12 protein-coding genes are annotated in these 14406 nt (G+C 62.6%); 3 read left to right on the forward strand and 9 right to left on the reverse strand.

Features of this window, described 5'->3' with window-relative positions; all coding sequences use genetic code 11:
* The 3 genes from CAG22_RS19740 to coxB are packed head-to-tail and all read right to left on the reverse strand — an operon-like array spanning position 1 to position 3338.
* Positions 1 to 567: a cytochrome c oxidase assembly protein gene (locus CAG22_RS19740; RefSeq protein ID WP_085705994.1), complete on the reverse strand. Its 567-nt coding sequence runs from the start codon at positions 565 to 567 to the stop codon at positions 1 to 3.
* Between the two features lie 10 nt (positions 568 to 577).
* Positions 578 to 2167 (reverse strand): cytochrome c oxidase subunit I, encoded by a 1590-nt coding sequence (gene ctaD / locus CAG22_RS19745; protein WP_015268463.1) that lies wholly within the window; start codon positions 2165 to 2167, stop codon positions 578 to 580.
* Between the two features lie 43 nt (positions 2168 to 2210).
* Positions 2211 to 3338 (reverse strand): cytochrome c oxidase subunit II, encoded by a 1128-nt coding sequence (gene coxB, locus CAG22_RS19750; RefSeq protein WP_015268462.1) that lies wholly within the window; start codon positions 3336 to 3338, stop codon positions 2211 to 2213.
* 369 nt (positions 3339 to 3707) lie between these two features.
* On the opposite strand from coxB, the gene CAG22_RS19755 reads away from it, so the two are divergent.
* Complete coding sequence (locus CAG22_RS19755) at positions 3708 to 4349, forward strand: hypothetical protein (protein WP_085705995.1); 642 nt, start codon at positions 3708 to 3710, stop codon at positions 4347 to 4349.
* Between the two features lie 131 nt (positions 4350 to 4480).
* On the opposite strand, the gene CAG22_RS19760 is transcribed toward CAG22_RS19755, so the two are convergent.
* The 6 genes from CAG22_RS19760 to prlC form a co-directional block, all read right to left on the reverse strand.
* Positions 4481 to 6013 (reverse strand): SulP family inorganic anion transporter, encoded by a 1533-nt coding sequence (locus CAG22_RS19760; protein ID WP_085705996.1) that lies wholly within the window; start codon positions 6011 to 6013, stop codon positions 4481 to 4483.
* Positions 6014 to 6204: 191 nt separating this feature from the next.
* Positions 6205 to 6924, reverse strand: a complete 720-nt coding sequence (locus tag CAG22_RS19765) for a carbonic anhydrase (RefSeq protein WP_085705997.1) — start codon at positions 6922 to 6924, stop codon at positions 6205 to 6207.
* 411 nt (positions 6925 to 7335) lie between these two features.
* Positions 7336 to 8394, reverse strand: coding sequence for a PA0069 family radical SAM protein (locus CAG22_RS19770; RefSeq protein ID WP_085705998.1), 1059 nt, complete (start codon positions 8392 to 8394; stop codon positions 7336 to 7338).
* A gap of 77 nt (positions 8395 to 8471) precedes the next feature.
* Positions 8472 to 10466, reverse strand: a complete 1995-nt coding sequence (locus CAG22_RS19775) for a M3 family metallopeptidase (RefSeq protein WP_085705999.1) — start codon at positions 10464 to 10466, stop codon at positions 8472 to 8474.
* Positions 10467 to 10591: 125 nt separating this feature from the next.
* Positions 10592 to 10873, reverse strand: coding sequence for a YheV family putative zinc ribbon protein (locus tag CAG22_RS19780; RefSeq protein ID WP_013970292.1), 282 nt, complete (start codon positions 10871 to 10873; stop codon positions 10592 to 10594).
* Positions 10870 to 12921 (reverse strand): oligopeptidase A, encoded by a 2052-nt coding sequence (prlC, locus tag CAG22_RS19785; RefSeq protein ID WP_256582441.1) that lies wholly within the window; start codon positions 12919 to 12921, stop codon positions 10870 to 10872. Before prlC ends, CAG22_RS19780 begins: the two co-directional genes overlap by 4 nt.
* 102 nt (positions 12922 to 13023) lie before the next feature.
* Between prlC and CAG22_RS19790 the strand changes: the two genes are divergently transcribed.
* Positions 13024 to 13572, forward strand: a complete 549-nt coding sequence (locus CAG22_RS19790; RefSeq protein WP_003261048.1) for a gamma carbonic anhydrase family protein — start codon at positions 13024 to 13026, stop codon at positions 13570 to 13572.
* 120 nt (positions 13573 to 13692) lie between these two features.
* On the forward strand, positions 13693 to 14343 hold the full coding sequence (locus CAG22_RS19795; RefSeq protein WP_085706000.1) for an HAD family hydrolase: 651 nt from the start codon (positions 13693 to 13695) through the stop codon (positions 14341 to 14343).
* Positions 14344 to 14406 lie beyond the last annotated feature (63 nt).

Here is a 14406-nt window from a genome sequence, read left to right on the forward strand (position 1 = left end):
TTAACGGGCGCCCTGGACGTCCTGGGTCGCGACATGCGCGACCGGCGGGTGGCGAGCGGTGATGTCGAACAAGGTGTAGGCCAGTGTCAGGTGCTTCACGCTGGCCGGCAGGTCGCGGTCGACGATGAAGCGCACCGGCATCTCGATGCGTTCGCCGGGCTGCAGCACCTGCTGGGTGAAGCAGAAGCACTCGGTCTTGTGGAAGTACGCCGCGGCCTCGGCCGGGGTGATGCTGGGGATGGCTTGCGCACTCATCGGCCGGTCGGTCGGGTTGTGGGCGATGAAGATCATCTGGTTCACCGCACCCGGGTTGACCTCCAACTGGTCGGCGGTGGAATAAAAGTCCCAGACCATGTCGCTGGCATTGGTCGACATGAACTGCACCCGCACCGAACGCGTCGGGTCGCTGACCTGGCTGCCTTCGTACTGCCCTCCGGTCTTGCCGTTGATGCCGAAGGCCTTGCACATCACGTCATAGATAGGCACCAGGGCGAAGCCGAAGGCGAACATCACCACCGTCAACATCAACAGGCGCAATACCAGGCGTTTCAGCGAAAGGCCGTTCATGGCACGGTTCCTATTTCACTTCCGGTGGCGTCTGGAAGGTGTGGTAGGGCGCAGGCGAAGGGATCGACCACTCCAGGCCCTCGGCGCCATCCCATGGCTTGGCCGGTGCCGGCGCGCCGCCGCGGATGCACTTGATGACGATGAACAGGAAGAAGATCTGCGTGGCGCCGAACATGAACGCGCCGATCGACGACACCATGTTGAAGTCGGCGAACTGCAGGTTGTAGTCGGGGATTCGCCGTGGCATGCCGGCCAGCCCCACGAAGTGCATGGGGAAGAAGGCCATGTTCATGCCGACGAACGATAGCCAGAAGTGCAGCTTGCCAAGGGTTTCGTCGTACATGTGGCCGGTCCATTTCGGCAGCCAGTAGTAGGCCGAGGCGAAGATGCCGAAGATCGCCCCAGGCACCAGCACATAGTGGAAGTGCGCCACCACGAAGTAGGTGTCGTGGTACTGGAAGTCTGCCGGAGCGATGGCAAGCATCAACCCGCTGAAACCGCCGATGGTGAACAAGATGACGAAGGCGATGGCGAACAGCATCGGCGTTTCGAAGGTCAGCGAGCCTTCCCACATGGTGCTGACCCAGTTGAACACCTTCACCCCGGTAGGCACGGCGATCAGCATGGTGGCGTACATGAAGAACAGCTCGCCGACCACGGGAATACCGACCACGAACATGTGGTGGGCCCAGACGATGAACGACAGGAAGGCGATGGCGCCGGTGGCGTACACCATCGAGGTGTAGCCGAACAGCGGCTTGCGCGAGAACGCCGGGATGATCGAGCTGACCGCGCCGAAGGCCGGCAGGATCATGATGTACACCTCAGGGTGGCCGAAGAACCAGAACACGTGCTGGAACAGCACCGGGTCACCACCGCCGGCGGCACTGAAGAAGCTGGTACCGAAGTGGATGTCCATCAGCATCATGGTCACGACGCCGGCCAGCACCGGCATCACCGCAATCAGCAGGAATGCGGTAATCAGCCAGGTCCAGACGAACAGTGGCATCTTCATCAGGGTCATGCCCGGGGCGCGCAGGTTGAGGATGGTGGCGATCACGTTGATCGCGCCCATGATCGAGCTGATGCCCATCAGGTGGATGGCAAAGATGAAGAAGGTGACGCTGGCCGGCGCGTAGGTGGTGGACAGCGGGGCGTAGAAGGTCCAGCCGAAGTTGGGCCCGCCGCCCGGGCTGAACAGGGTCGAGACCAGCAGCAGGAAAGCCGCCGGCAGCAGCCAGAAGCTGAAGTTGTTCATCCGCGGCAAAGCCATGTCGGGCGCGCCGATCATCAGCGGGATCATCCAGTTGGCCAGGCCGACGAAGGCCGGCATCACCGCACCGAACACCATGATCAGGCCGTGCATGGTGGTCATCTGGTTGAAGAACTCCGGCTGGACGATCTGCAGGCCGGGCTGGAACAGCTCGGCGCGGATCACCATGGCGAACGAACCGCCGAGCAGGAACATGATGAAGCTGAACCACAGGTACATCGTGCCGATGTCCTTGTGGTTGGTGGTCAGCACCCAGCGCATCAGGCCCTTGGCCGGGCCGTGCGCATGGTCATGGCCGTGGGCGTGGTCGTCGATCACTGCACTCATGTCCTGTCTCCTGCAATCCATTGATTGCCGCGAGTAACCCGGTTCATTGCGCTTCTGCCTGCTTCAGCGCCAGCACGTCCTTCGGCGTGACCATGTCACCCTTGTTGTTGCCCCAGGCGTTGCGCTCGTAGGTGACCACGGCGGCGATGTCGACTTCCGAGAGCTGCTTGCCGAACGCGGCCATGGCAGTACCGGGCTTGCCGTGGAAGACGATGCCCAGGTGGGCTTCCTTCGGCCCGGTGGCGATCTTCGAGCCCTTCAGCGCCGGGAACATCGGCGGCAGGCCCTGGCCTTCGGCCTGGTGACAGGCCACGCAGGTGGTGTGGTAGACCTTGTCACCACGTTCCACCAGCTCCTCCAGGGTCCATTCCTTGCTGGTCAGCTCCTTGAGCTTGGCAGCTTCGGCCTTGCGCTCGCCCAGCCAGGTGTCGTAGTCGGCCTTGGACTTGACCTCGACCACCACCGGCATGAAGCCGTGGTCCTTGCCGCACAGCTCGGTGCACTGGCCGCGGTAGATGCCGGGCTTCTCGATACGGGTCCAGGCTTCGTTGACGAAGCCGGGGATGGCATCACGCTTGACCGCGAAGGCCGGCACCCACCAGGAGTGGATGACGTCGGCGGCAGTCACCAGGAAACGCACCTTGGCGCCCACCGGCAGCACCAGCGGCTGGTCGACTTCGAGCAGGTAGTGCTCGTCCTTGGGTGCCTTGTTGTGGATCTGCTCGGTGGGGGTGGCCAGGTTGCTGAAGAACTCCACGTCCTGGCCCAGGTATTTGTAGTGCCACTTCCACTGGTAGCCGGTAACCTGGATATCGATGTCCGACTCGCTGGCATCGTAGATGTCGATCAGGGTCTTGGTGGCCGGGATGGCCATGGCCACCAGGATCAGGAAGGGGACCACGGTCCAGAGGATTTCCACCCAGGTGTGCTCGTGGAAATGCGCAGCCTGCTGGCCGGTGGAACGGCGGTGGATGACCATGGACCAGAACATCGCGCCAAAGACAACGATGCCGATGATCACGCAGATCCAGAAGATGGTCATGTGCAGGTCGAAGACGGCGTTGGAGACTTCCGTCGCCCCTGGGTGCATGTTCACGGTCCAGGCGGCGTTCGCCTGACCAAAAACCGACCACAACAGGAGGCCCATCCAGACATGTGGATGTCGCATCATTGCGGGTTCCCCTTCTCGTTCTTGTAGTCCCGGAGGCGTGGCCTGCGGCAAGAGGGAACGGTGGTCAAGACTGCCTGGCTTCGACGACCGAGCCCCTGCTAAAAGCAGTTGGGCCTCATCAACGAATCACGTTCACCGGGAGTATAGACAGCGACCAACGGCACGCAACGAAGGCCGTGAAATGAACTTCATGAAAGGGCCGAACGTCCCGAAAACCGCGCGCTTGATAGGGTATGGCGCAATAATGGCATTTCGATATGCCTGAGCATGCACACGTTTGTGCGACTTATAACAAATACGTCTTAGGTATTCTGTATACCGAGCTAATTTAGTGTCTTCCGTTTGAAACGTAATGTCCCTGGAGTTGTCATGAACATCGCTGCTGTACGCGAGCAGGTAAGCCAAGCCCATCAACACGAAGGCCAGACCGGCCAACTGAAAAAGCGTCTCGAGCTGCAACTGCCCCACCTGCACCCCTCGATCCAACTGCCTGAGCAGGACGCCCAGGGTACTTTGGCGCGCTTCGTCAGCGCCTACATCGAACAGGTTCCGGAACTGCTGGAGGCCGCCCATGAGGTCGCCCGCGAGGCCGGGATCGAATCGCAGATCAAACCTGTACTGAAAATCGCCGAAGCCTACTTCCTGCAGCCGCCCAGCGTGATGCAAGGGCATGTGGGCCTGGACTGCCTGCTGGATGAGGCCTACCTGGCGCACCGCCTGGTGGAAGAGGTGAACGACCTGTACATCCGTCACTTCCAGCAACCGTTGATCCCGGTCGACACCACCGTCGCCAACCTGATTGCCCACCAGTTGATTGGCGAGACGTTTGCCAACCAGCTGGATGAAGTGGTGCACCACTCGGTGGATGAAATGTTGAATGATGAAAGCTTCGCGGTGGAATCGGTGGAGGCCTACCGCGAGAAATTGAGCAGCCCGGAAACAGGCGCGGCGTGGAAGCGCTGGCCGTGCCTGTCACGGCAGCTGGGGGTGGAGCTGGACCAGCCGGCCTGAGGTTCCTGGCCCGGCCTCTTCGCGGGCACGCCCGCTCCCACAGGGAAAGCACATGCCTTGATGACTGTGGATTACCTGTGGGAGCGGGCGTGCCCGCGAAAGGGCCGGCTCACGCAGCAAAGATTCCGGCTCTAGGCCCCAACCCCGGCGGTAGTCCGCATCCGCCCCTCGATCCGCCGCTTCAAGCGCCGCTGCTCGATCAGCAACCGCGACCCATTTGCCGAATTACTGCGACCCCAATCTTCAAGCAGCTCAAGGCACGAGTGGTCGATATAGCTGAGGTTACCCAACGGCACATGCAGCGTGGTCCCCGCCGGCACGCTATCCAGCACCTGGGTCAGCGCCGGCACCTTGAGGAAGGTGGCCGCGCCACTAAGCCGCAATTCCATGTGCCCAGCCTTCTCCAGGCTGACCAGGTTGATCTTCAACCGCGCCGCCTTCAGTGCCAGCTTCAGCAAGGTCAGGGCAAAGCCCAGCAATACGCCAGTCAGCAGGTCGGTAAAGATGATCGCCAGCGCCGTCGCCGCGTAGGTGAACATCGGCATACGGCCATAGCGGCCCAACCCACGAAACGCCTTGAAATCCACCAGCTTGATCCCGGTAAACACCAGCACACCCGCCAGGCTCGCCACCGGGATCTGCTGCAGCACACTGCTCAGCGCCACCACGAACGCCAGCAGCCACAGGCCATGGAAGATCGCCGAAGCCCGGGTCTGCGCACCCGCCTGCACATTGGCCGAGCTACGCACGATCACCCCGGTCATCGGCAACGCGCCGAGTACCCCGCACAGCATGTTGCCGATGCCTTGGGCCGACAGCTCACGGTCGAAGTCCGAACGCTGGCCGCTGTGCATGCGGTCAACCGCAGCAGCCGACAACAAGGTTTCGGCGCTGGCGATGAAGGCCAGGGCAAAAGCGGCGACCAACAGGGTAGGGTCGGCCAGTTGCATCAAGTCACCAGGGCGGATCCAGTCGATGGCCTCGGACAGGTCGGCCGGCACCTGTACGCGGTTCACCGGCAAGGCCAGCCACATGCTGATGGCCGTCATGGCCGACACGCCCAGCAGGGCACCCGGGACGAAGCGCAGCCGCTGCGGCCGCAGGCGCTCCCAGCCCCACATGATGGCGATGGTGCCCAGGCCCAGCGCACCGGCCATCCAACCGGAGCCGGCGCTTTCCTGTGGCAGGGCCGCGGCCACGGTCGCCGGGAACTCCAGCAGGTTCTGCATGCCGGATGGTTGCGGCGCGGTGTCGAACATCACATGCACCTGCGACAGCACGATCAGCACGCCAATCCCCGCCAGCATGCCGTACACCACCGCCGGCGCGGTAACCCGGAACCAGCAGCCCAGGCGCAGGCGCCCGGCCAGCAACTGCAGCAAGCCGGCCAGCAGCAGGATCGGCCCGAGCATGGCCATGCCATGCTGGCGTACCAGCTCGAACACCAATACCGCCAGGCCGGCGGCCGGGCCACTGACCTGCAGCGGCGAACCGGCAAGGAAACCTACGACAATGCCGCCGATAATGCCGGTAATCAGGCCTTTGGCCGGCGGCATGCCCGAAGCGATCGCAATGCCCATGCACAACGGCAGGGCCACCAGGAAGACCACCACCGACGCTAGCAACTCACGCGGCAGGGCCGCTTTCAACTGTGTAATGTTCACCGTGTTTCTCCTTTCTCTGTCACACAGCCATTCCGCTGGCCGTGGGCACGTTTGCCCCTGACGAGCGCGCAGGCGCGGGCCGCCAGCGGGCGTGCCGGCAGGCAGTCAGGGAATTCAAGGCAGCCGAAGGCCGCGCCACACCCCTGCAGGGTGCAGCCGGCTATCAAGGTTCAAGCGGGTGGATGGGTCGCTTAGTAGCGGCCTCTCGGAGTAGCGCAGGGGACCGGCTCGCCAGCAGCCAGGGGCATGAAGGTATCGCTGGCGGCGTCGTAGGCTTCGATCTTGCTGGTCTCGATGTCGTAGACCCAGCCATGGATGTACAGCTCACCGGCTGCCAGGCGCGAAGCCACCGAAGGGTGGGTGCGCAGGTGATGCAGCTGGGCGATGACGTTTTCCTTGGTCAGCACTTGCATGGTTTCGTGTTCGCTGCCGCACGAGCAGTTGTTCTCGACCACGGTGCGGGCCACTTCGGCGTGGCGCAACCAGGCGGACACGGTCGGCATCTTGGTCAGCGATTGCGGGTTGAGTACCGCACGCATGGCGCCACAGTCGGAGTGGCCGCAGACGATGATGTGATGCACTTTCAACGCCAGCACGGCGTACTCGATTGCGCTGGAAACGCCGCCGTTCATCTGGCCATAAGGCGGTACCACGTTACCGACGTTACGGGTCACGAACAGGTCACCAGGCGAACTCTGGGTGATCAGCTCGGGAACGATGCGCGAGTCGGCGCAGGTAATGAACATGGCACGCGGGGTTTGCGCGGTGGCAAGCTTCTTGAACAGCTCTTGCTGCTCGGGGAAAACGTCATGGTGAAAACGCAGGAAGCCGTCGACGATGTGCTTCAGGGCGGCATCGGCGCTCTCCGCGGGGATCTGCGGTACGACCTTGGATGGGTCCTTGACGGGCATGATTCATCCTCTTGACGGTGTGTAGGTAAATCCATTTTACCGGTGAAAGATTCTGGCTATGCAGGGATTTAGATGACACGCACGGGCCATAGATCACAGTCGGTGAAGACTGATTTCCTACGCTAGCGGGGAAAACTTAACTGAAACTTAATTCGAAGGCTCTAGAACGGGTGTTCCAGATAGAAAAGGCGGGTATTGGATAATAGCAAAAAAACATCAACTGCCAAGAGCCATTACTGCAATTATCAACTTGGATTAGTTGCATTGAGGGCTGGCAATGCGCCCCATGCGGGAACCCGGAACCTGTGGGAGCGGGCGTGCCCGCGAAGGAGGCAACTCGGTACTGGCACCGGCTGCGCCGGTGTGCGCGGGCGCGCCCGCTCCCACAAGGGCCGTGCAATGGGTCCAACATCAGAACAGCGCCATCTGCCCACCCGGCGGGCAAAACGCCGAACACTCCAGCGCCTGCGCTTCTCGCCCCTCGAACTCCAGCCGTTTCATGGCCTTGGCAAAGCGCTGCGCCAGCAACTCGGCAAACACGCCTTCACCGCGCATGCGTGCACCAAACCGGCTGTCATACAGTTCGCCGCCGCGGCTCTGGCGGATCAGGCTCAATACATGCGCCGCCCGCTGCGGGTAATGGTCCTGCAGCCATTGTTCGAACAACGGTGCCACTTCCAGCGGCAGGCGCAACATCATGTAGGCTGCGCTCTGTGCACCTGCCTCCCTCGCCGCCTCCAGCAGCCGCTCCAGTTCACTGTCGTTGATCATCGGAATCATCGGCGAACACAACACGCCCACCGGCACTCCCGCCTCGCGCAACACGCGGATCGCCCGCAAGCGCGCCTTGGGTGACGCCGCACGCGGTTCCAGCACCCGTTTCAAGTCATCGTCCAGCGTGGTCAGGCTGATCATCACCCGCACCAGGCGCTGGCGAGCCATCTCGGCCAGCAGGTCAAGGTCGCGCAACACCAGCGACCCCTTGGTGACGATAGTCACCGGGTGGTGAAAACGCAGGAGCACTTCGAGCAGGCGTCGGGTCAGCAGTTGTTCACGTTCGATCGGCTGATACGGGTCGGTATTGGAACCCAGGTTGATCGGCGCGCACACGTAACCCGGTTTGCTCAGTTGTTGCGCGAGCACCTCGGCGGCGTTGGTCTTGGCAATCAGCTTGGTCTCGAAATCCAGGCCGGGGGATAGGTCCCAGTAGGCGTGGGAAGGGCGGGCATAGCAGTAGATGCAACCGTGCTCGCAGCCACGGTAAGGGTTGATGGAGCGGTCGAAGGGCAGGTCGGGCGAGGTGTTGCGGCTGATCACCGACTTGGCCGTCTCTACCCGCACCTCGGTGCTCTGGGTTTGCGGCACCTCCTGGTACCAGCCGTCATCCTCCGCCACCGAATGGCTGGGGGCAAAGCGGTTGTGCGGATTGTGCGCCGTGCCACGGCCCTTTTGCGGTGCTGGAGGAATCATGGCCTACCCCGGATACTGTATTCATATACAGTATATTGCCTGCCTGATTCTTTCCAGCACCTCCGGTCAGCGCACCTTCACTTCAAGCCATGCCAACGCAGAAAAGGCAGTTGGCTCGACTGCCGGCCGAGGAACACCTCGATACCTTCATGCAACGGTCGCGATGCCCCTGGGGCAAGCAATGCCTCCTGCAGCGCCTGGCCTGTGGCCCGGTCCAGCAGGCCTTGGGCCTCGAAGCGGGTGAACAGGTCGAAGGCGTGCACGTCCGACCACAGATAGGCGTAGTAACCGGCATCGTAGCCGTTTACCAGATGGTCGAAGGCATGCGCCGGGTGCTCGAAATCGGCCAGGGGCCAGTAGCCACAATGCTCACGGGCATCGCCCAGGCGCTGCTCGAGGGACCGGCCATCGTTCGGCATGCCATGCAGGTCCAGGTCGAACAGCGCCATGCTCAGTTCGCGCGCGGTTTCTTCCACACCTTGCTGCCGCAAGCGGCGCAGGCACTCATCGACCCGGGGCCGGGAAAGCTTGCTGCCATCCTGGAGCGGCGAAGAGATCTCCACCAGGTAATCCGCGTCCCAGACCCAACGTTCGAACAGCTTGCCGAACAGCTCCACGCCATCGGTACCGAGTTCGGTGACGTTGGACATCACGTGGTTGGTCGTGCGCACCAGCAAATGGTGCAAGGCATGGCCAAACTCATGGAACAGCTTGCGCAGTGACAGATGGTCCAGCAACGGCTGGCTACCCGGCAGCGCTGCAGGCACGTCGCTGTAGACCACCACCGAGGCTGCCTGGAAGATGCCCTCGGCATCGACCCGGCGGTTGCGAATGTAGGTGGTGAACACCGAGTCAGGTTGCTTGCCGGCATGCTGTACGGCGTCCAGGTACAGGAAACCGATCAAGGCGTTGTCCTGCCACACCTCGAACGGTTGCACGCTGTCATCCCAGGTTGCCAGCGGCTTGGCCAGCAGCGTTACGCCAAACAGTTTTTCCGCCAACTGCTGCAATGCGCTGACCACGGCATTCAGCGGGAAGTGTTCGCGCAAGGCTTCGGTGGAAAGCACCTCGCGCGACGAGGCCTGCAGGTACGCAATGTCCCAGGGTTGGACATTCCTCAGCCCTTTGGCTGCGGCCTGGCGCTGCATATCTGCACGACACTGCAGCACGGCCGGCCGCACATGGTCGGCCAGATCATGAAGAAAGCCGCGCACCTGGGCAACCGAACCTGCGCTCTTCATCTGCAGGCTCTGCTCCAGATGGCTGGCAAAGCCGAGCAGGTGGGCCTTTTCTTCCAGCAGCCTCGCCAGTTGCTCCAGGTGCGAGCGATTATCCTGCTGTTGGCCAAGGCCGACGCCTCGGGTGTTGTAAGCCCGGTATACGCGCTCACGCAGTTGCCGGTTGTCAGCATGTTTGAGCACGGCCTCGGTGGTCGCGCTTTCGCATGCAATCAACCAACCCGGCTCACCCGCCTCCTGTGCCCTTGTAGCCAGCTCGTCACGGATGCGTTGAGGTACACCGCTCAGTTCGGATTCATCCGTGATGCTCAGCCCTGGCCGGTTGATGTTGCTGCGAAACGCCTCCCGCGCAGTGCCGATCTGTTTCAGCAGTTCGGCCAGGCGAACCTTGCCTGCGGGGTCGAGCGATGCGCCACTGGAGGCGAACTTGTGCAGATGCCAGCGCAACGTGGCGCGTTTCTGGGCATCCAGCTGCTTGCCGATGTCGCTGTTGGCCAAGCGCTCATACAGGGCCTGCAGTGCGGAGTTGGTGAATTTCTGTTCGAACCGCTCCGTAGCCTTGGCGAAGAAGTCGAAAATGGCACCAGCCCAGGCTTCATCCCGACCAACCAATGGCGAGGCGGCATACAACACCGTCAGAAGCTGACTATCCAGCCCGTCCACCGCCAGCACCATGTCATCCCAGGTGGGCAGTGCCTGCTGGTCGCGGATGATGCGTTCGATGCCTTGCTCGTGCGCCAACAGCACGTGGTCGAAGGCAACTTGCATGTTTTGAAGCGTGATCGACGGATAATCGACGGGGATATGGCTATTTTGCAGAAGGGGGTTGTCCATGGTGCAACACCTTGCTCGTAGAGAAGAGCAGGCGAGCTTGCATGGCCAGCGTGCAGCAGGTGGCCTGACTATCTACCACCCGGAGCATGCCGGCCCGGGCACGGCGCCCGGGCGGCACGACGGCTTTATTCAGCCGGTTTCTTAAGCTTCGGGTTGGGGAAGAACTGCACCGTCTGTACCTTGGCCGGCGCGGCTTTCGGCTCCAGATGGTTGACCCGGGTGCCGAGCTCCTTCGGCACCGACAAGCCCTGCTCGTTGAGGGTGTCGGTAAAGCCGCAGGCCACGCACTCGCGGTGCGGTACGCCGTCTTCGTTCCACATCATCAGCTTGTCGGTCTCGCTGCACGCCGGGCATACCGCCCCGGCAATGAAGCGTTTCTTGGTCTTGTTCACGGCTACCTCGCTCATGCAGCAGCGTCCTCGCTCAGGCCACTATGGCGCAGCAAGGCATCGATGGAAGGCTCACGGCCACGGAAGTCGACGAACAGCTCCATCGGCTCGCGCGAACCACCGCGTGCCAGGATAGCCTCGCGGAAGGCACGGCCGGTTTCGGCGTTCAGCACGCCTTCTTCCTCGAAGCGCGAGAAGGCGTCGGCCGACAGCACTTCGGCCCACTTGTAGCTGTAGTAGCCCGCGGCATAACCACCAGCGAAGATGTGCGCAAAGCTGTTGGGGAAGCGGTTGTACGCCGGTGGGCGCATGACCGACACCTCGTCGCGCACGCCTTCGAGCACCTGCAACACGCTGCGGCCGTCGCCATGGGTGGCATGCAGCTCGAAGTCGAACAGCGAGAACTCCAGCTGGCGCACCATCATCATGCCCGACTGGAAGTTCTTCGCCGCCAGCATCTTGTCCAGCAGGTCCTGGGGCAGTGGGGCACCGGTTTCGTAGTGGGCGGAGATCAGTGCCAGGCCTTCCGGCTCCCAGCACCAGTTTTCCATGAACTGGCTCGGCAGTTCGACCGCGTCCCAGGCCACGCCGTTGATGCCGGATACACCGGCATGCTCGATGCGGGTCAGCATGTGGTGCAGGCCGTGGCCGAACTCGTGGAACAAGGTGGTGACTTCATCGTGGGTCAACAGCGCCGGCTTGCCGGGCGCGGCCGGGGTGAAGTTGCACACCAGGTTGGCCACCGGGCTCTGCAACTGGCCAGCGGCTGTGCGGCGACGGTCACGCGCGCCATCCATCCAGGCGCCGCCACGCTTGTTGGCGCGGGCGTAGAGGTCGAAGAAGAAGCGGCCGACGTGCTGGCCGTTTTCCTTGATCTCGAACAGGCGCACATCCGGGTGCCAGCTGTCGAAGCCCTTGAGTTCGGCGATCTCGATGCCGTACAGGCGCTGCACGATGCTGAACAGGCCACCCAGCACCTTGTCGATCGGGAAGTAGGCGCGCAGGGCCTCCTGCGACACGCTGTAACGTTGTTCGCGCAGCTTCTCGCCGAAGTAGCCGGCGTCCCAGCTGGCCAGTTCAGGGCAGCCCTGCTCGGCGGCGTAGGCCTTGAGCTGCTCCAGGTCCTGGGCGGCGAACGGCTTGGAACGCTTGGCCAGGTCACGCAGGAAGCTCAGCACCTGGTCGCTGGACTCGGCCATCTTGGTGGCCAGGCTCAGCTCGGCGTAGTTCTTGTAGCCCAGCAGTTCGGCCAGTTCCTGGCGCAGGCCGAGGATTTCCTGCATCACCGGGCCGTTGTCGAACTGGCCGGCATTCGGGCCCTGGTCCGAGGCGCGGGTGCAGTAGGCGGCGTACAGCTCTTCGCGCAGGGCGCGGTCGCTGGCGTAGGTCATCACCGCGTAGTAGCTGGGGAATTCCAGGGTGATCAGCCAGCCGTCGAGGCCCTTGGCCTGGGCGGCGGCGGCCATCTGCGCCTTGGCCGAGTCGGTCAGGCCGGCCAGCGCGGCTTCGTCGGTAACGTGCTTGGTCCAGGCCTGGGTAGCGTCGAGCAGCTGGTTGGAGAAACGGCTGCCCAGCTCGCTGAGCTTGCTCTGCACTTCGGCGTAGCGTTGCTGTTTATCCGCCGGCAGGTCGATACCCGACAGGCGGAAGTCACGCAGGGCGTGCTCGAGGATAGTCTTTTGCGCCACGTCGAAACCGGCGGCCTCGGGGCTGTTGATCAGCGCCTGGTAGGCTTCGAACAGCGCACGGTTCTGGCCCAGTTCGGTAGAGTAGGCGCTCAGCGCTGGCAGGCACGACTCGTAGGCTTCGCGCAGCTGCGCGCTGTTGCACACCGCATTGAGGTGGCTGACCGGGCTCCAGGCGGCGCCCAGGCGGTCGTTCAGCTCGTCCATGGCCAGCACCAAGCCAGCCCAGGTAGGGTTCTTGCCCTGCTTTTCGAGGATCTCGGCAATGGCTTTACGGTTGTCGGCCAGGATCGCTTCGATCGCCGGCAATACGTGTTCGGCACGGATTTGCGAGAAGGGCGGCAGATCGTAGGACTGCAGAAGCGGGTTGTTCGCACTCACGGTTTGGATACCTTGGCAGAAGAAACACTGCCCCATCTTAATTACAATCGACGCCGACCGCAGCAGGCAGCCTGCCTATCGGCACAGATGAGAGACGCTATCATGGCTATCCGAAGCTTCCAGCAACACACTCCGAAAGTTGGGCCCAGGGCCTTCGTCGACCGATCGGCGGTAGTGCTGGGCGACGTGGAAATCGGTGAAGACAGCTCCGTCTGGCCGTTGACCGTGATACGCGGCGACATGCACCGCATCCGCATTGGCGCGCGTACCAGCGTGCAGGACGGCAGCGTGCTGCACATCACCCATGCCGGCCCGTTCAACCCGGACGGCTTCCCGCTGATCATCGGTGACGAAGTGACCATCGGCCACAAGGTCATGCTGCATGGCTGCACCCTGGGCAACCGCATCCTGGTCGGCATGGGCAGCACCATCATGGACGGCGCCATCGTCGAGGACGAAGTGATCATCGGCGCCGGCAGCCTGGTACCACCGGGCAAGCGCCTGGTCAGTGGCTACCTGTACATGGGCAGCCCGGTGAAACAGGCCAGACTGCTGAACGACCAGGAACACGCATTTTTTGCCTACAGCGCCAGTAACTACGTGAAGCTCAAGGACCAGCACCTGGCCGAAGGCTACGATCAACCGGAATAACCCCTTCGCGGGCGCGCCCGCTCCCACAGGTCTAGCGAAGCCTTCAAGGCCAGTGCCGTACCTGTGGGAGCGGGCAAGCCCGCGAAGAAGGCCACGCAGCACTCAAGTGGAACCCCGCAAATGCACCAGCAAAACATCCTCTTCGACCTCGACGGCACCCTGACCGACCCGCGCCAGGGCATCACCCGCTCGATCCAGTATGCCCTGGCCAAACTGGGCATCGACGAGCCGGACCTGACCCGCCTCGAGCACTTCATCGGCCCACCCCTGCTGCAGGCCTTCATGCAGTTCTACAGCTTCGACGAAGCCAAGGCCTGGGAGGCGGTGAACTTCTATCGGGAACGCTTCAGCGTCACCGGCCTGTACGAAAACCTGGTGTTCGAAGGTGTACCGGAGCTGCTCGAGGCCCTGAACGGCCAGGGTCGCACGCTGTACATCGCCACCTCCAAGCCGTGGAAGTTCGCCCGTGAAATCGCCCGGCACTTCGCCTTCGACCACCACTTCAAGGTGATCTACGGCAGTGAACTGGATGGCACGCGCACCAACAAGGTCGAGCTGATTCGCCACCTGCTTGATGAAGAAGGGCTGGACCCGGCGCAGACGCTGATGATCGGCGACCGCAAGCATGACCTGATCGGTGCGCGCAGCAATGGCTTGCAGGCGGTGGCGGTGGGGTACGGGTTTGGTAGCCAGGAAGAACTGATGGCGGAAGAGCCAGCCTACCACTTTGCTACTTTGGCCGAGATGCATCAGGCATTTCTCAAGGCTTGATGGCCATTGGGGCTGCTTTGCAGCCCATCGCCGGCAAGCCAGCTCCCACAGGGGTAGCACATG

The sequence above is a fragment of the Pseudomonas sp. B8(2017) genome, assembly GCF_002113575.1.
GTDB lineage: Bacteria > Pseudomonadota > Gammaproteobacteria > Pseudomonadales > Pseudomonadaceae > Aquipseudomonas > Aquipseudomonas putida_Z.